At 75.0% G+C, this 16610-nt stretch carries 13 protein-coding genes and 1 pseudogene; 11 read left to right on the top strand and 3 right to left on the bottom strand.

Features of this window, described 5'->3' with window-relative positions:
* Positions 1 to 99: 99 nt before the first annotated feature.
* Positions 100 to 989, top strand: a pseudogene (locus ACIBIW_RS24610) (methyltransferase); the annotation flags it as partial.
* Between the two features lie 26 nt (positions 990 to 1015).
* Here ACIBIW_RS24610 and ACIBIW_RS24605 read toward each other — a convergent pair.
* From ACIBIW_RS24605 to ACIBIW_RS24595, 3 genes are all read right to left on the bottom strand, one after another.
* Positions 1016 to 1714 carry an HAD family hydrolase gene (locus tag ACIBIW_RS24605; protein ID WP_399339164.1) on the bottom strand — a complete coding sequence of 233 codons (699 nt, stop codon included), beginning with the start codon at positions 1712 to 1714 and terminating at the stop codon, positions 1016 to 1018.
* Positions 1715 to 1924: 210 nt separating this feature from the next.
* Entirely contained in the window at positions 1925 to 2335 is a 411-nt protein-coding gene (locus tag ACIBIW_RS24600; protein ID WP_399339163.1) for a VOC family protein, read from the bottom strand.
* Between the two features lie 10 nt (positions 2336 to 2345).
* The gene (locus tag ACIBIW_RS24595; protein WP_399339162.1) at positions 2346 to 2786 is read right to left on the bottom strand and encodes a helix-turn-helix transcriptional regulator; all 441 of its coding nucleotides are present in this window, start codon (positions 2784 to 2786) and stop codon (positions 2346 to 2348) included.
* A gap of 201 nt (positions 2787 to 2987) precedes the next feature.
* Here ACIBIW_RS24595 and ACIBIW_RS24590 point away from each other — a divergent pair, with 201 nt between their 5' ends.
* The 10 genes from ACIBIW_RS24590 (at position 2988) to ACIBIW_RS24545 (ending at position 16607) form a co-directional block, all read left to right on the top strand.
* The gene (locus tag ACIBIW_RS24590; RefSeq protein WP_399339161.1) at positions 2988 to 4073 is read left to right on the top strand and encodes a LacI family DNA-binding transcriptional regulator; all 1086 of its coding nucleotides are present in this window, start codon (positions 2988 to 2990) and stop codon (positions 4071 to 4073) included.
* Positions 4074 to 4138: 65 nt separating this feature from the next.
* A complete protein-coding gene (locus tag ACIBIW_RS24585; RefSeq protein WP_399339160.1) occupies positions 4139 to 5767 on the top strand; it encodes an FAD-dependent oxidoreductase in 1629 nt (542 codons plus the stop codon).
* A gap of 105 nt (positions 5768 to 5872) precedes the next feature.
* The gene (locus ACIBIW_RS24580; RefSeq protein WP_399339159.1) at positions 5873 to 8002 is read left to right on the top strand and encodes a hydantoinase/oxoprolinase family protein; all 2130 of its coding nucleotides are present in this window, start codon (positions 5873 to 5875) and stop codon (positions 8000 to 8002) included.
* Positions 7999 to 8697, top strand: coding sequence for a hypothetical protein (locus ACIBIW_RS24575; protein ID WP_399339158.1), 699 nt, complete (start codon positions 7999 to 8001; stop codon positions 8695 to 8697). Before ACIBIW_RS24580 ends, ACIBIW_RS24575 begins: the two co-directional genes overlap by 4 nt.
* A complete protein-coding gene (locus tag ACIBIW_RS24570; protein WP_399339157.1) occupies positions 8685 to 9962 on the top strand; it encodes a TRAP transporter large permease subunit in 1278 nt (425 codons plus the stop codon). Before ACIBIW_RS24575 ends, ACIBIW_RS24570 begins: the two co-directional genes overlap by 13 nt.
* A gap of 65 nt (positions 9963 to 10027) precedes the next feature.
* Positions 10028 to 11047 carry a hypothetical protein gene (locus tag ACIBIW_RS24565; protein ID WP_399339156.1) on the top strand — a complete coding sequence of 340 codons (1020 nt, stop codon included), beginning with the start codon at positions 10028 to 10030 and terminating at the stop codon, positions 11045 to 11047.
* A 192-nt stretch (positions 11048 to 11239) separates the two neighbouring features.
* A complete protein-coding gene (locus ACIBIW_RS24560) occupies positions 11240 to 13078 on the top strand; it encodes a tetratricopeptide repeat protein (protein WP_399339155.1) in 1839 nt (612 codons plus the stop codon).
* A gap of 87 nt (positions 13079 to 13165) precedes the next feature.
* Complete coding sequence (locus ACIBIW_RS24555; protein ID WP_399339154.1) at positions 13166 to 14602, top strand: serine hydrolase domain-containing protein; 1437 nt, start codon at positions 13166 to 13168, stop codon at positions 14600 to 14602.
* Between the two features lie 65 nt (positions 14603 to 14667).
* Positions 14668 to 15609, top strand: a complete 942-nt coding sequence (locus tag ACIBIW_RS24550; protein WP_399339153.1) for an NADP-dependent oxidoreductase — start codon at positions 14668 to 14670, stop codon at positions 15607 to 15609.
* A 167-nt stretch (positions 15610 to 15776) separates the two neighbouring features.
* Positions 15777 to 16607, top strand: coding sequence for an alpha/beta fold hydrolase (locus tag ACIBIW_RS24545; RefSeq protein ID WP_399339152.1), 831 nt, complete (start codon positions 15777 to 15779; stop codon positions 16605 to 16607).
* Positions 16608 to 16610: the final 3 nt, after the last annotated feature.

The following is a 16610-nucleotide window of genomic DNA, read 5'->3' as shown; positions in this document are numbered from 1 at the left end:
GAGCGAGGGGGGCTCCATACGGGGCCCGTGGTCAGGGGGTACGGCCGGGCGCGGGGTGTGTGCGCAGGGCACGGGTTGTACGCGGGGCGTGGTGTGGGAGCGGACGCCTTCCGCCGCCACCGGGAGGCCCGCGGCCACCGCGCGCGCGTTCTCGGCAGGCTGCTGGTGGCGCTGACGGACGACCACGCGCTCGCGCTGCGCGGTGCCCCCGACGTCCGCGAGGCATGCCGGGGCGCCTACGGCCCGCCCGACGGGCCCATGGTGGTCTCCCTCAGGGAGCTGCTCAGGGTGGTCGGCACCCATCAGTGGCGGCTGCGAGGGGTGGAGGTACCGGTGCTCGGCGCCCGTATCCATCCGCACTACGGGGTGTTCGCGCCGGTCAGGGCGAGTACGTCGACCTGGTCGCCCGCGCGCCGCCGCCTCGGGCACTGCGGCGCCCCGGCGCGGCGGGCAGCGCGTTCGACCTCGGCACGGGCACCGGTGTCGTGGCGCTGGTGCTGGCCGCGCGGGGGGCCGGGCGTGTGGTGGCCACCGACATCAGCACGCGTGCCCTGGCGTGTGCCGGGGAGAACGCCCGCAGGCTCGCGCCGCACGGCCGTATCGACGTGGTCGGCCCCTGCCTGTTCCCCGAGGGCCGCGCCGACCTCGTCGTGTGCAACCCGCCCTGGCTTCCCGCCCGCGCCGCCACCCCCGTCGAGCGGGGCGTCTACGACACGGACGGTGCGATGCTCCACGGCTTCCTCACCGGGCTCCGCGCCCGGCTGCGGCCCGGCGGCGAGGGCTGGCTCGTCCCCTCCGACCTCGCCGAACATCTCGGCCTGCGGACCCGGCGGGAGTTGCCGGACGCGATCGGGTCCGGGGGGCTGCGGGTGGTGGACAGGCTCGGCACCAGGCCGCGGCACCCCGGGTCACGGGACGCGGCCGACCCGCTGCACACCGCTCGGGCCGCCGAGACCACGTCCCTGTGGCGGCTGGCCGCGGCGGGCTGACCGCTGCTGCCGGGCGGGGCGCCGGGTCAGGCGGCGTCCTCCCCGTCGAGCAGGTCGAGGACGGGCGCGAGGGCCGCGGGGCGCTCGTCGGCCGGCAGATGGCCGACGAGGTGCACCGGGCAGCCGAGCGCCGCGGCCCCGGCGTCCGCGGACGGGCTGTCGCCGACCATCAGCACCTCGGAAGGCGGCAGCCCGAGGGCGTCGCAGGCGACCCGGAAGATGGCCGGGTCGGGCTTGTGGACGCCGAGTTCGAAGGAGAGGACATAGGCGTCGACGAGGCCGTCGAGCCCGTGCGCCCGGAAGACGGGGCGCAGGTCCCAGCCGATGTTGCTGACCACCGCCACCGGAACGCCCCTGCGGCGCAGCTCCCGCAGCGTCGGCGCGGTGTCGGGGTAGGGCCGCCAGGCGGCCGGGTCCCTATGGCGGTCGTAGAGGGCCCGTGCCTGCTCCGCGGGCAGCCCCGCCTCCGCGATCAGTCCGGTGAAGGCGGCGCGGTGCCCGTCGGCGCTCAGGTCCCGCTCGTCCCAGAGCCGCCTGAGACGGTCCGGGACCCGCCGCGGCGGCGGTCCGCCTGGCAGCGCCCCGTACTCCGCCAGGCGCCGCACCAGGCCGGCGAACGCGGCGCCGTCCCCCGCCGCGTCCGGCGCTGCCGCGCGCAGCCACTCCTCGGTCGACTCGACGCGCAGCAGGGTTCCGGAGAAGTCGAACATCACGCCCTTGACCATGGCCGCGATCGTAGGCCGCCGCGGTCGTGGCCGGGAGGGGGCGCGGTCGCGGCGGGAGCGAGCGCGCGGGCGCCGGTGCGGAGGGCGCCCGCGCGGTGGTGCGGCCCGGCGGGCGGGCGTGGCGGGTCGCCGCCGGGCCCCGGCGTGCCGGGACGGAGTCGGGCCGGGTGTGCCGTGGCGGAGTCGGCCTGCCGGGGCGCGGCTGGGGCGTCAGGCCGGGCGCGACTTGGCCATGCGCACCTGGTTGCCCGACGGGTCGCGGAAGGCGCAGTCGCGGGGGCCCCAGGGCTGGTCCATCGGCTCCTGGAGCACCTCGGCGCCCGAGGCCCGTACCTTCTCGAAGGCGGCGTCGACGTCGTCGACGCTGAAGACGATGTTCGGCAGGACGCCCTTGGTCAGCAGCTCCTGGAGGGTGTCGCCGTCGGCCTGGGAGCGGCCCGCGTGGGGCTCCGAGAGGACGATCTCAAGGCCCGGCTGGTCGGGGCTGCCGAGGGTGACCCAGCGGAAGCCGCCCGAGGCGACGTCGTTGCGTACTTCGAGGCCGAGCGCGTCGCGGTAGAAGCCGAGCGCCTCGTCCGGGTCGTTGACGGTGATGTGGCTGTACTGGAGTGCGATGCTCATACGGACAACGCTAGGCCGCGGCCCCTCCGGGCGCTTCTTCGATCCTGCGCGCCCCGTGCCTGCTCGGGCGGGTGGTCACCTTCGCCACGCAGGCGGGCATCGCGCGCACCGCGCTGTGCTCCCGCGCCCGGTAGGCGCTCGGGGTCTCACCGACCACCTCGGTGAAGCGCGAGCTGAAAGAGCCGAGCGACGTACACCCCACCCGCATACAGGCGTCGGTCACGCTCACCCCGGCGCGCAACAGCGCCATCGCGCGCTCGATACGGCGCGTCATCAGATAGCCGTACGGCGTCTCGCCATAGGCGGCGCGGAAGCGGCGGGAGAAGTGAGCGGGCGACATCAGGGCCCGCCCGGCCATGGTCGGCACGTCGAGCGGGCGGGCGAACTCCCGGTCGATCAGGTCCCTGGCCCGGCGCAGGTGCGCGAGGTTCGCCAGCTCTTCTGGGGTCATGCGCAGGACGCTAACACCCGCCTGTGACATCGGGGCCCGCTCGTTCGCCGGACTCGGGGCATGGCCGTCACACCTCTTGACGGGGGCGCCCCTCCGGGTCCACAGTCGTCGCTAATCCGCATTAGCTCAGCCTTCGCGGAGTCACAGCATCAGCTAATACGTATTAGTCCCCTGGTTCGATCATGAGGCGACGGGAGTGGCATGGCGCGAAAAGGTTCGGGCGGGGCGCGCCCCGGGCGGCCGCGGCAGGCCGAGGTCGCCCGGCTCGCCGGGGTGTCGCAGACGACCGTGTCGCTGGTGCTCGGCGGGAACAAGCAGGGCATCGTCCTCCAGGAGGCCACCCGGCGGCGGGTACTCGACGCGGCGCGCGAGCTGGGCTACGTGCCCGACCCTGCGGCGCGCAGCCTCGCCACGTCGAGCAACAACCTGCTCGGGGTCTTCAGCTTCACCGCGACCTTCCCCACCGCCGTCGAGCACTCGTACTACCCGTTCCTTGTGGGGGTGGAGCAGCAGGCCGCGGAGGAGGGCTTCGACCTGGTGCTGTTCACCGGTTCCAGCTCCGGCGGCGCGGGGGCGGACCGTCCTGGCTCGCTCGACCGGGTGCGGCTGGCCGACGGCTGCCTGTTCCTGGGGCGGCACGTGCCGGCCGAGGACCTGCGGCGGCTGGTCGACGACGGGTTCCCGCTGGTGCACATCGGGCGCAGGGACGAGCTGGAGGGCCTGGTCTGGGTCGGCGCCGACTACGTGGCCGCATCCGCGGAGGTCGTGCGGCACCTGGTGGGGCTCGGGCACCGCAGGATCATGCTGATCAGGGAGGACGACGACGCGCCCGCCTCGACCGACCGGGAGCGCGGCTTCCTCGCCGCGCTGGCCGCCGAGGGCCTGGGCGGGGACGGCGACTCGGTGGTACGTGTCCCGGCGGCGCCCGGGGCCGGGGGCGCCATCACGGCCGACTGGCTGCGGGCCAGGCTCGCCGAGGGCGTCACCGCCTTCGTCGCGGAGGAGACCGACCCGGGCACCGCGTGGCGGGCGCTGAGCGCGGCGGTGGCCGAGGCGGGCCTCGCCGCGCCCGGTGACCTGTCGCTGGCGCTGCTCGGCTCCCCGCCCTCCGATCTGGCGGGCGCCCCCGAGCCCACCGGCTTCGACACCCCGCGCGCCGAGTTGGGCGCCGCCGCCGTGCGGCTGCTGATCGCCCTGCTGTCGGGGCGTGCGGCGGGCGAGCGCCTCGTCGGATGCGCGTTCCGCCCCGGGCTGACCTCGGGGCCACCGCCTGGAACCCCGCACTGACACCGGCCACGTACCGACCGGAACAGCACCACCGGCACCGCCGCAGCACAGAAGGAGAACCGCACATGCCGATACCGATCACCGCACCCGCAGCGACCGAGGTGCTCATCGTGGGCGGCGGGCTCGGCGGAGTGGCCGCGGCACTGGCCGCCTGCCGCGCGGGCCGCCGCGCGGTGCTCACCGAGGAGACCGACTGGATCGGCGGCCAGCTCACCGCGCAGGCGGTGCCGCCCGACGAGCACCCCTGGGTCGAGCAGTTCGGCACCACCGCCTCGTACCGCGCGCTGCGCGAGGGCATCAGGGAGCACTACCGCAGGTGGTACCCGATGCGTGCGGAAGCGCTCACGGCGCCGTACCTGAACCCGGGCGGCGGGCGGGTCAGCAAGCTGTGCCACGAGCCGCGGGTGGCGCTGGCGGTGCTTGAGGGGATGCTGACGCCGTACCGCTCCGCGGGGCTGCTGACGGTGCTCACCGAGGTCAGGGCGGTCGCCGCCGACACCGAGGGCGACTTGGTGCGCGCGGTGACGCTCCAGGATGTGCGCGACGGCGAGCGGCACACGGTGGCGGCGCCGTTCGTCGTGGACGCCACCGAGACCGGCGAACTGCTCGAACTGGCCGGGGTGGAGCACACGGTGGGCGCGGAGGGCCGCGACGAGTTCGACGAGCCGCACGCCCCCGACACCGCGCAGCCGCTGAACCAGCAGGGCTTCACGGTGTGCCTCGCGCTCTCCCACCACGAGGGCGAGGACCACACCGTGGAGCGCCCGGCGTCGTACGACTTCTGGCGCTCGTACCGCCCCGGCTTCTGGCCTGGCCCGCTGCTCGGGTTCCTCGCGCCCGACCCGCGGACGCTGGAGCCGGTGCCGCGCACGTTCGTGCCGAACCCGCGGGAGGACCCGCTGGCCGTGGCCGCCGACCAGAGCGCGGACGCGGGCGACAAGGAGCTGTGGGGCTTCCGGCGCATCCTGGCGCGCAAGCTGCACCGGGAGGGCGCGTTCGGCTCCGATGTCACGCTGGTGAACTGGCCGCTGAACGACTACTGGCTCAAGCCCCTCATCGGCGACGGCGAGCAGACGGCGCGTCAGGCGCTCGCGGAGGCACGGGAGTTGACGCTGTCGGTGCTGTACTGGCTCCAGACGGAGGCGCCGCGGCCCGACGGCGGGACCGGTTTCCCCGGGCTGCTGCCGCGGCCCGATGTGACGGGGACGCCCGACGGGCTGGCCAAGTCGGCGTACGTGCGCGAGGCGCGCCGTATCAAGGCGGTCACCACGGTCACCGAGCACGACGTGGCGATCGACCTGGTGGGGCCCTACGGCGGCACCAGGCACCGGGACTCGGTGGGGGTCGGCGGCTACCGCATCGACCTGCACCCCTCGACCGGCGGCGACAACTACGTCGACATCGGCTCCGTGCCCTTCGAGATCCCGCTGGGGGCGCTGCTGCCACGCCGGGTGCGCAACCTGCTGCCGGCCGGCAAGAACATCGGCACCACCCACCTCACCAACGGCTGTTACCGGCTGCACCCGGTGGAGTGGAACATCGGCGAGGCGGCGGGCGCGCTCGCCGCGCACTGCCTCGCGGACGGGGTGTGGCCGCACGAGGTGCGGGAGAAGCCGGAGCGCTACGACGAGTTCGCACGGGTGCTCGACCGGGCCGGGGTGCAGCGGCACTGGCCCGACGTCCGCGGCTACTGAGGGCCGCGGCAGGGGCGGGCGGCGCGAGTGCCGGACGGAACAGGTGGAGCTGTTCCGCCCGGCCGCCGCCCGCGCCACCGACACGACACGAGGAGGTGTCCCAAGATGACCACTCGCCGCATCCGCGTCGGTATCGACGTGGGCGGAACCTTCACCGACGCCGTGGCCGTCGACGCCACGACGCTGGAACTCGTCGGGCAGGTCAAGGTGCCCACGAGCCACCGGCACCTGGACGGCGTCGCACACGGCATCGTGGAGGCGCTCGACCGGCTCCTGGAGGAGACCGGCAGCGCGCCCGGGGATGTCGCGTTCCTGGCCCACGGCACCACTCAGGCTACCAACGCCCTGCTGGAGGGCGACGTGGCGCCCGTGGGGCTGCTGGGCATCGGCCGCGGCCCCGGCGCCGCGGTCACGAAGCGGCTCGCGTCGCTCGCCAGGCTCGAACTGACCGCGGGCAAGCGGCTTCCGCTGCACTACGCGCACATCGCGGAGCCGCTGGACGCGGACGCGGTGCGGGCGGCCGTGGAGGAGGTGCGCGGCGCGGGGGCCGAGGTGCTGGTGGCGAGCGAGCCGTTCAGCGTGGACGACCCGGAGGGCGAGAGCGCGGTGCTGGACACGGCGCGGCCCTACGGGCTGCCGATGACGGCGGCGCACGAGATCACCTCGCTGTACGGGCTGCGGAAGCGGACACGTACCGCCGTGGTGAACGCGGCGATCCTGCCGCGGATGCTGAGCACCGCCGACCTCGTGGACGCGAGCATCGCGAAGGCGGGGGTGACCGCGCCGCTGATGGTGATGCGCTGCGACGGCGGTGTGATGTCGCTCGACGAGATGCGCAGGAGGCCGCTGCTGACGGTGCTCTCGGGCCCCGCGGCCGGGGTCGCGGGCGCGCTGATGCAGGAGCGGGTCAGCGAGGGCGTGTTCCTGGAGACCGGGGGCACCTCGACCGACATCAGCGTCATCCACCGCGGCAAGGTCGCGGTGCGGCACGCCACCATCCTCGGCAAGGGGTCGTACCTCCCGGCGCTCGATGTGCGCACGGTGGGCGTGGGCGGCGGCTCCATGGTGCGGGTGGCGGACGGGAAGGTGGTGTCGGCGGGGCCGCGCAGCGCGCACATCGCCGGGCTGCCGTACGCGTGCTTCGCGGGGGTGGCGGAGCTGCGGGACGCGCGTCTCGCGACGGTGCGCCCGATGGAGGGCGACCCGGACGACTACGCGGTGCTGGACGCCGCGGGCGGGCGCTTCGCGATCACGATGACGTGTGCGGCGAACGCGCTCGGCCGGGTGCCCGAGGGCGACTTCGCGCGCGGTGCCGCCGAGGCGGCGCGGCTCGCGCTCGCACCGCTCGCGGCGGCGCTGGGCACGGACGTGGCGGGCGCGGCGGCCGCGGTGCTGGACGCCGGGGCCCGGGAGGTGGAGTCGACGGTGCGGGCCATGGTGCGCGACTACCGGCTCGACAAGGACGCGGTGGTGCTGGTCGGGGGCGGCGGCGGGGCCGCTTCGGTGACGCCGCACCTGGCCGCGGTCACCGGTTTCACCGGGCGTATCGCCCGCAACAGCGAGGTGGTGAGCCCGATCGGGGTGGCGCTCGCGCTGGTGCGCGAGCAGATCGAGCGGATCATCCCGGGCGCCTCCCAGGAGCAGATCCTCGCGGTGCGCGACGAGGCGGAGCACGCGGTCGTCGCGCAGGGCGCCGCGCCCGACGCGGTCGAGGTGGAGGTGACGGTGGACCCGCAGACCAACACGGTGCGCGCGGTCGCCACCGGCGCCACCGAGCTGCGCACCCAGGACCGCGGGCACCGCGCGGACGACGCGGAGCGCCTCGCGGCGGCGGCGCAGAGCCTGAAGGCACGCCCCGACGCGGTGGAGGTGCTGGCGTCGACGCCCGCGCACACCGTGTACGGGACGGAGTCGAGGCGGCGCTTCGGCGCGAGCCGGCACCCGGTACGGGTGGTCGACGCCGACGGGGTGGTGCGGCTGCACGCGCGGGACGCGCGGGTGGTGGCGACCACGGTCGGCGAGGCGCCCGAGGTGCTGTCGCGGGTGGTCACGGAGACCACGAGCTACGGCGACGGCGGGGTGCGGGCGCCCGCGGTGCGGCTGCTGTTCGGCTCGCGCATCGCGGACCTGTCCGGGGTGCTCGACGAGGCTCCGCTGTTGGCGCTGGCCCGCAGCGAACTGCGCTCGCGCTCCCCGAAGGAGCCGCTGGTGGCCGTGGTGGAGGCACGGTCGTGAGCGCGGCCGCGGTGACGGCGGGGCGACTCGCCCGGCTGCCGGTCGCGCGGGCGCGGGCGCTGCGGGCGTACGGGGACGAGCTGCTGGCGGGCGACGACACCGGTCTCGCGGTGCGGCTGCTTGCGGCGGCGCCGACCAACGAGGGGCGCGAGACGGAGCTGCTGCGCGGGTGGGCGGGGGCCGCGGCCGCGTTCGGGGCGGGGCTCGCCGAGGAGCGGGGGGCGGCCGTCGGCCCGGCGCGTGTCGAGGAGCGGGGCGGCGGGCTCGCCGACTCCCGGCTGCTGCTGGCCCGCTTCGTGTCCCGGCCGCGTCCCACGGTCGTGCTGTACGCCGACACCCTGGCGCTCGCCGGGGAGTTGACGGCGCTGCTCGGCTGGGAGCGCCTCTTCCCGCCGGGTTCCGTGCGCGCGGCGGCGGTGGCGCACGAGTGCGCGCACCGGCTGCTGCACGAGCCCGCGGTGCGCCGCGGGCTGAAGGAGGCGCTGGGGCACCGGGTGTTCAGCGCCGGGCGGCTGAGGGTCCTCGGGCATGTGGCGGGCGCGGACGAGGTCGCCGCGCACGCCTACGCCCAGCGGCTCCAGGGGCTCGAACGCGGTCCGCTGCTGCTGACCGCGGCGCTGGCCCGCGCCGTCGCCATGACCGGCCTCCAGGGGCCCACGAGTGAGAAGAGCCGAGGTCCCCGATGGGAATCGTGATCCTGCTGCTGATGCTCGCCGCCGTCGCGGCGATGCTCACCCGCAAACTGCCTACCGCCTTCGCGCTGGTGCTGCTCGCCGTCGTGGTCGCGCTGGTGGTGGGGGCGCCCTTCACCGGCAAGAACAGTCTGATGGACACCGTCCTCCAGGACGGTTCCGTGGCCCTGGCGTCCACGATGATCGCGGTGCTGCTCGGCTCCTGGCTCGGCAGGCTGCTGGAGGACACCGGGATCGCGGGGACGCTGGTCCGCAAGATCGTGGAGTTCGGCGGCGACCGGCCGACGGTGGTCGCGCTCGGGGTGCTGGTGGTGTCCGCGCTGGTCGGCACCGTGACCGGGTCCGCGCCCGCGGCGATGCTCGCGGGCATCATCGGTATCCCGGCGATGATCGCGGTGGGGGTGCCGAAGGTGACGGCGGGCGGCACGATCCTGATGGGGATCGCCGCCGGGATGCCGTTCGAGCTGCCGGTGTGGCAGTTCTTCTCGACCGCGCTGCACCTGCCCGTGGACACCGTGCGCGACTTCATGATCAAGCTGTTCCCGTTCGCGGCGTTCTTCGCGATCGCGTTCGTCGTGGTGGAGACCCGCCGCCGGGGCGTGGAGCACGCCTGGTCGCTGCGGTCGCTCGACGCCCCGGCCAAGCGGTCGCGCAGGCTCGGGGACGCGCCGTGGTACGCGCTGTTCACACCGGTGGTGCCGCTGGTGCTCGCGCTCGGCTTCGAGCTGGCGATCATTCCGTCGCTGCTCGCCGGGGTGCTCTTCGGGGTGCTGACCACCACGGGGCCCCGCGACATGGCGCGGCGGATGCTGCGGACGCTGTACTCCGCCTTCGAGGTGGCGGCGCCGCCGATGGTGCTGTTCGTGGCGATCGGCATCCTGCTGGCGGCGGTGCAACTGCCCGGTTCCATCGACGCGTTGGAGCCGCTGGTGAAGGCGGTCAGCCCGGGCAACCCGGTGCTGTTCGTGATCGTGTTCACGGTCCTGGTGCCGCTGTGCCTGTACCGGGGGCCGCTGAACGTGTACGGGCTCGGCGCGGGCATTGCCGGGGTGCTGATCGCCGCGGGGATCTACCCGGCGGTGGCGGTCCTCGGCCTGACCACCTCCTACAACCAGGTGTTCGGGGTCGCGGACCCCACGAGCACCCAGACCGTCTGGGCCGCCCAGTACTCGGGCGTCAGCCCCCAGGCGGTCATGGCGCGCACGCTGCCGTACGTGTGGTGCGTGGCCCTCGGCGGCCTCTGCGTCACCGCGGCGACGTACCTGTAGCGCGCCGCACGAGAACCGTCCCGTCCTGTTTCTCGCACCTCCCCCAACCCTGAGGAGACCGGAACATGGCCGTGAACCGACGTGTCTTCCTGCGCCGGGCCGCCGCGGGCGGCGGAGCGCTCGCCCTCGGCGGTGCGGCGGCGCGCGCCGCCGCAGCCCCGGGCGCCGCCGCCGCGGAGGCCGCCGCGGTGCCGGGAGGCTTCCCCGACTACCGGTACGTGCGCACCCTGCTCCGCCCCGACCAGCTCAAGTACAACCCCACCGGGGAGATCATCTTCCCCTGTATACGGGGTGTCTACGACAAGCTGGCCTCGCCGCTCGGCCGCTACTACCTGTACTACGCGCCGCACGACGCGCCCGGCGGGATCTGTCTGGCCTACGGCGACTCCCTCGAAGGCCCGTTCACCGAATATCCCGACAACCCGATCGTGTCGAACGTGTGGTCCCCGCACTACGACGTCAGCCATGTCTCGTCGCCGCACGTGCTGTGGAACGAGGACGAGCGGGAGCTGTGGCTGTACTTCCACGGCGAGAACACCACCACCCGGCTCGCGCGCTCCACCGACGGCGTCCACTTCACGTACGACACCGAGGTGCTGACCACGGCCACGCAGCCCGCCGGCACCACGGAGACGTCGTACGCGCGCGTCTTCCGCCACGACCTGCCGGCGAAGAACGCCCGCTACGTGATGGTGTTCATGCGCAACAACACCACCGACCACCGCGACATCGCCTGGGGCTGGTCGGCCGACGGGCGCTCCTGGACGTTCGCTCAGGAGGCGCTGATCGACCACGCGGCGGTGGGCGCGGTCAACGTCGGCGGGCCGCATCTGCTGACGAACGGGTCGAGCGCGTACGTCGTCTACAACACCGACAAGGAGAGCGGGGGCGACCTGCTGATCACGGAGGTCGGGAACGACTTCTCGCGCCGCGACCACCTCGGCGTCTTCCACGACTCGTTGGACGGCGCGCCGGACAACGGGCGCTCCGCGTCGCCGAGCTTCGGCACCATGAACGGGGTCCCGTACATGGTCTACGAGGCGGGCGAGCGGCTCGCGGGGTCGATCGCGCTGGCCCGCGGCTGACGCGACCCGGGGGGCGCCGTCCACGGTGGTGGGCGGCGCCCCTTATTCTGCCCGCGCCGCCGGTTCGTCCATCTGTGCGGTGGCGCCGTGCGGGTGTTTTGGGTAAGGCTCGGGTGGGCGGTCACACCCGTGGGCCGGCCATGACGAAGGGGGGCGCGGGTGCAGCCGTTGAGGGCGGGAGATCCGCGGCGGGTGGGGGACTTCGTGCTGCGGGGGCGGCTCGGCGCGGGCGGCATGGGCGAGGTCTTCCTCGGGCACTCGCCGAGCGGGCGGCTCGTGGCGGTCAAGGTGGTCTTCCCGCACCTGGCGTTGCAGCCGGAGTTCCAGCGCCGCTTCGAGCAGGAGATCACGGCGGTGCGGGCGGTCAGCGGCGCGTTCACCGCGCCGGTGGTCGGCTCGGGGCCGCAGGAGGAGTCGCCGTGGCTCGCCACCCTCTACATCCCGGGTCCCACGCTGGACGAGGCCGTGGCGAAGGCCGGTGCGCTGCCGGAGAGTGCGGTGTGGCCGCTGGCCGCCGGACTCGTCGAGGCGCTGCGGGACATCCACGCCGCGCGTCTGCTGCACCGCGATCTGAAGCCGTCGAACGTGCTGCTGGGCACGGACGGGCCGCGGGTGATCGACTTCGGTATCGCGCGGGCGCTGGAGGGCACGGCCCTGACGGGCACGGGACTCGCCATCGGCACACCGGGGTTCATGTCCCCCGAGCAGGCCGAGGGCGGTGAAATGGGCCCGGCGAGCGACGTGTTCGCGCTGGGCGCGGTGATCGCGTTCGCCGCGACCGGCGGCGAGCCGTTCGGGCAGGGGCCGCCGCTGGCCGTCCTGTACCGCGTCATCAGCACCGAGCCGCGTATCGAGTCCCTGCGCGGCCCGCTGCGCGCCCTGGTCGTGGACTGCCTGGCGAAGAACGCCCGCGAGCGGCCGACGCTGGGTGAGCTGCTGGAGCGGATCACCGCGCACTGGGACCCGCCCGAGGACCTGCCGAGCGCCTCGGCGTGGCCGCCCGCCGTGACCACGCTCATCCAGAACCGTGCGGTGCCGCCCACGGTCGCGTACACCGATCCCGGGCACGTCGCGGGCCCCCCGCAGCCCGCCGCGCAGGCGCCGCCCGCCACGGCCCCCGACCGGCAGGCGCCGCCGCGCCCCGCGGGGCGGCCCGCCGTGCCCGCGCCGACCAGGCCCGCGGGACAGCCGCCGCAGCCGCCGGTAACCGGGCAGCAGTCGCCCGAGACACTGACCTCCCGGCACAACGAGGCCCGCGACCTCGGGAAGGACGGCGGGCACGCGCGGGCCGCGCGCCTGATGGCGGAGGTCGCCGCCGACCGGGAGCGCGTCCTCGGCCCCGACCACCCCGACACCCTGCTCTCCCGCCACGAACACGCCTACTACCTCGGCGAGTCGGGCAAGCACGCGCAGGCCGCCGCCCTCATGGCGCAGGTCGCCGCCGACCGCGCCCGCGTCCTCGGCGCCACCCACCACAGGACCCTGACGTCCCGCTACTACCACGCCCGCAACCTCGCGGAGACCGGCGAGTACGCGGCGGCGTCCCGGCTCATGGCGGAGGTCGCCGCGGCAGAGGAACTCACCCTCGGGCCCGACCACCGCAGCACGCTGCTGTCGCGCTACTACCACGCCCGCTATGTCGCGGACGCCGGGGAGTACGCGGAAGGCGCCCTCCTCATGGCGCAGGTCGCCGCCACCGAGGGCCGTGTCTACGGGCTCGACCACCCGGACACCCTGGTCTCCCGCCACCAGCACGCGTACTACCTGGGGCAGGCGGGCGAGCACGCCAAGGCGGTGCGCCACATGGCGGAGGTGGTGGCGGGCCGCACCCGCACGCTCGGCGCCGACCACCGCAGGACCCTGACCTCCCGCCATGTGCACGCCCTGAACATCGCGCGGACGGGTGACCACGCGCTGGCGGCGCGGCTCATGGCGGAGGTCGCCGCCGACCGGGCGCGTGTGCTGGGCCCCGACCACCACAGCACCCTCAGCTCCCGCCACGAGCACGCCCGGTACCTCGGGAAGCTCTGAGCGCGGCCCCCGCGGCACCGTGCGGGGGCGCCGGTGCGGCGGGGCGCGTGGTACGCAAGGCTGTCACCGACACCGAGGAGCCGAGGAATGCCCGCCGCCCCCCTTTCCGTCAGCACCCCCGCCGCGCAGGGCCTCGACGCGGACGGTGTCCACGCCTTCCTGGACCGGGTGGAGGGCACCGGGATCGAGTTGCACGGCCTCGCCGTGGTGCGCCACGACCGGCTCGTCGCCGCCGGTGTGCGGGCCCCGTACGAGTGGGACAGGCCGCGGCTGCTGTACTCGCTCAGCAAGTCGTTCACCGGCACCGCGGCGGGGCTCGCCGCCGGGGACGGGCTGCTCGGCCTCGACGACACCGTGCTGTCGTACTTCCCCGAGCTGGACGGCGCCGTCACCGACCCCCGCAGCAGGGCGATGACGGTGCGGCACGTGGCCTCGATGGCGAGCGGGCACGAGGAGGAGACCGTCGAGCGCGCCCACGCGCTGTCGCCCGACGACCTGCTGCGCGGGTTTCTGCTGCTGCCGCCGGAACGCGACCCGGGGTCCGTGTTCGCGTACAACCAGCCCGCGACCTTCGCGCTGGCCGCGGTGGTGCAGCGGGTGACCGGGCGGTCCCTGACGGGCTATCTGCGCGCGCGGCTGCTCGATCCGCTCGGGATCGGCCCGGTGGGCTGGCAGCGCGGCCCCGACGGCCTGGAGATCGGCTACAGCGGGCTGTTCGCGACCGTCGAGGACGTGGCACGTCTTGGGCTGCTGTATCTGCGCGGCGGCGTGTGGGGCGGCCGGCGGCTGCTGCCCGCGTCCTGGGTGCGCGAGGCCACCCGGGTGCAGACCCCGAACGCGCGCGACGGGCAGGCGGCGCGCTCCGACTGGCAGCAGGGGTACGGGCTCCAGTTCTGGCGCTCGCGGCACGGCTACCGGGGCGACGGGGCGTACGGGCAGTTCTGCCTCGTGCTGCCCGAGCAGGACGCGGTGGTGGCCCTGACCGGGGGCACCGAGCGGATGCAGGAGGTGCTCGACGCCGTCTGGGAGGAGCTGCTGCCCGCGTTCGCGCCGGGGCCGCTCGACGGGTCGGGGGACGCGGGTCTTGCGCGGCGCCTGGAACGGCTGCGGCTCGACCCGGTGGCGGGGGCGCCCGCTCCCCCGCCGGAGGCCGCGGACGCCTGGCGGGACGCGTCGTTCACACCGCGCGGCGGTGGGTGCGGGGCGCAGCCGGGGCTGACCGGTGTGCGCGTGGCTGCCGCGGGCGGCGGTGGGGAGGTCACCCTCACCGAGCGCGGTCGGCCGCTGCGGCTGCGGCTCGCCGCGGAGCCCGGCTGGGCGGTGGACACGGAGGGGCCGGTGCCGGTCGCGGTGAGCGGCGGCTGGAGCGGGCCTGGAGCGCTCGGCCTCCAGGTGGCGTTCCTGGACACCCCGCACCGCCTCGCCCTCACCTGCACGCTCGCCGACCGCGCCTGCACCGCGGACTGGCTCACCCGCCCGCTCGGCGCTCCCCTGCTCACGGAGCTGTGCAGGCCGGTGAGTTGACACCCCGTCAGCAGACACGGGCGCCGGGGCCGGAATCAGATCGTGCCCGGCCTGGTTGGCCCGGCATGAGAGCTATCGGTCTGACAACATTCGGCGGTCCCGACGTCCTTGAGGTGCTGGACCTCCCCGAGCCGCAGGCGGGCCCCGGCGAGGTGCGCCTCCGGGTGCACGCGGCCGCGGTGAACCCCACGGACGTCATGTTCCGTACCGGCGGCCACGCCGCCCGTCTGGAGGGCACCGCGCCCCCGTTCGTGCCCGGCATGGACGCCGCGGGCGTGGTCGACCAGGTCGGGCCCGGAGTGGAACGGCTCGCGGTGGGCCAACGGGTGGTGGCGATGACGCTGTTCACCGGCGCGCACGGCGGGGCCTACGCGGAGCGCGTCGTGGTCCCGGCCGCCTCCGTGGTCGCCGCGCCCGAAGGGGTGGGCTTCCCCGAAGCCTCCACCCTGCTGATGAACGCGGCGACGGCCCGGATGGCCCTGGACGCCCTGGGCCTGCCACGCGGCGCGAGCGTGGTGGTGACCGGGGCCGCGGGTGCCGTCGGCGGGTACGCGGTCGAGCTGGCGAAGGCGGACGGGTTGCACGTGATCGCCGACGCCTCCCCGGACGACGCCGACCTGGTGCGCGGCTTCGGGGCCGACCATGTGGTCGAGCGGGGCGCCGAAGTGGCGTCCGCCGTACGGGCATTGGTCCCCGACGGGGTGCCGGGTCTCGTGGACGGATCGCTCCAGACCACCGAGGTGCTGCCCGCGATCGCCGACGGCGGCACGCTCGTCGAGCTGCGGGGCTGGCCGGGGCCCGCCGAGCGCGGCATCAGGGTCGTCCCGATCATCGTGGCCGGGGTGATGGGCGACACGGCGATGCTGGACACCCTCAGCCGGCAGGCGGAGCAGGGGGTGCTGAGCCTGCGGGTGGCGGAGGTCATGCCCGCCGGGGAGGCGGCCCAGGCGCACCGCAGGCTCGAAGCGGGCGGCCTGCGCGGCCGGTTGGTGCTCGACTTCTCCTGATTCGCTTGAGCGCTTGTTCTGAGCGCTTCCCCTGCTGGTCTCCCCTGACGGCGTCTCTTTGACGGTGGGCCGTACGGACCCGGGCGGGGCCGGGCCTGTTCGCTCTCAGCGGGACACGGGCGTGCCCGCCTTGCCAACGCCCGTGTCCCGCTGACACCGTGAGTCGCATGCCTGGCAGTGACAGAAACGCCCGGACCGTGACCCTCACCACCTCCGACGCCTCCCTCGCCTACCGGGACGAGGGCTCCGGCCGCCCCTTGGTGCTGCTGCACGGCGGCTTCCTCGACAGCACCATGTGGGACGAGCAGGTGCGCGCCTTCGCGCCCCGCCACCGGGTCGTCGCGGTGGACGCGCGGGGACACGGTGCCACCTCCAACGCCACCGGGCCCTTCCGCGCCGCCGACGACGTCGCCGCGCTGCTGCGCCACCTCGACGCCGGGCCCGCCGTCCTCGTCGGCCTCTCGATGGGGGGCGGCACCGCCGTCGACGTCGTACTGGAACACCCCGATCTTGTACGGGCCGTGGTGGTCAGCGGGGTCGGCACGAGCGAGCCGGCCTTCGAGGACCCGTGGACCCTGGACGTCTTCGCGCGGCAGCAGCGCGCGCTGGCGGCCGGTGACATCGAGGCCGTGGCCGACGCCTTCCTCGATTTCGTGGCGGGCCCGCACCGCCCGCTCGACGAGGTCGGCAAGGACGTGGTGCGCCGGGTGCGGGAGATGACGCTGCGCACCCTCGCCAAGCACACCGGCGACGAACCCGACCACCGGGTGCCCGTCCGCGACACCTGGCGGCGGGCCCGTGGCATCGGCGTCCCGGTGCTCGCGATCAACGGCGCCGTCGACTCCCCCGACCACCTCGGCATGGCGGACCGCCTCGTGCGCACCGTCCCCCGGGGCCGCGCCACGGCGATCCCGGACACCGCCCACTACCCGAACATGGAGGCCCCCGCGCAGTTCGACGCCGCCCTCACGGACTTCCTTGCGGGCCTGCCCGACTGAGGG

The organism is Streptomyces sp. NPDC050560 (genome assembly GCF_044457285.1).
GTDB lineage: Bacteria > Actinomycetota > Actinomycetes > Streptomycetales > Streptomycetaceae > Streptomyces.
Note: the sequence above shows the minus strand (reverse complement) of the source record. Positions and strands in the feature narration are given on the sequence as shown.

Coding starts and splice junctions, on each gene's coding strand:
- ACIBIW_RS24605 (WP_399339164.1), bottom strand. CDS start 1,714: ATGGTCAAGGGCGTGATGTTCGACTTCTCCGGAACCCTGCTGCGCGTC.
- ACIBIW_RS24600 (WP_399339163.1), bottom strand. CDS start 2,335: ATGAGCATCGCACTCCAGTACAGCCACATCACCGTCAACGACCCGGAC.
- ACIBIW_RS24595 (WP_399339162.1), bottom strand. CDS start 2,786: ATGACCCCAGAAGAGCTGGCGAACCTCGCGCACCTGCGCCGGGCCAGG.
- ACIBIW_RS24590 (WP_399339161.1), top strand. CDS start 2,988: ATGGCGCGAAAAGGTTCGGGCGGGGCGCGCCCCGGGCGGCCGCGGCAG.
- ACIBIW_RS24585 (WP_399339160.1), top strand. CDS start 4,139: ATGCCGATACCGATCACCGCACCCGCAGCGACCGAGGTGCTCATCGTG.
- ACIBIW_RS24580 (WP_399339159.1), top strand. CDS start 5,873: ATGACCACTCGCCGCATCCGCGTCGGTATCGACGTGGGCGGAACCTTC.
- ACIBIW_RS24570 (WP_399339157.1), top strand. CDS start 8,685: ATGGGAATCGTGATCCTGCTGCTGATGCTCGCCGCCGTCGCGGCGATG.
- ACIBIW_RS24565 (WP_399339156.1), top strand. CDS start 10,028: ATGGCCGTGAACCGACGTGTCTTCCTGCGCCGGGCCGCCGCGGGCGGC.
- ACIBIW_RS24555 (WP_399339154.1), top strand. CDS start 13,166: ATGCCCGCCGCCCCCCTTTCCGTCAGCACCCCCGCCGCGCAGGGCCTC.
- ACIBIW_RS24550 (WP_399339153.1), top strand. CDS start 14,668: ATGAGAGCTATCGGTCTGACAACATTCGGCGGTCCCGACGTCCTTGAG.
- ACIBIW_RS24545 (WP_399339152.1), top strand. CDS start 15,777: ATGCCTGGCAGTGACAGAAACGCCCGGACCGTGACCCTCACCACCTCC.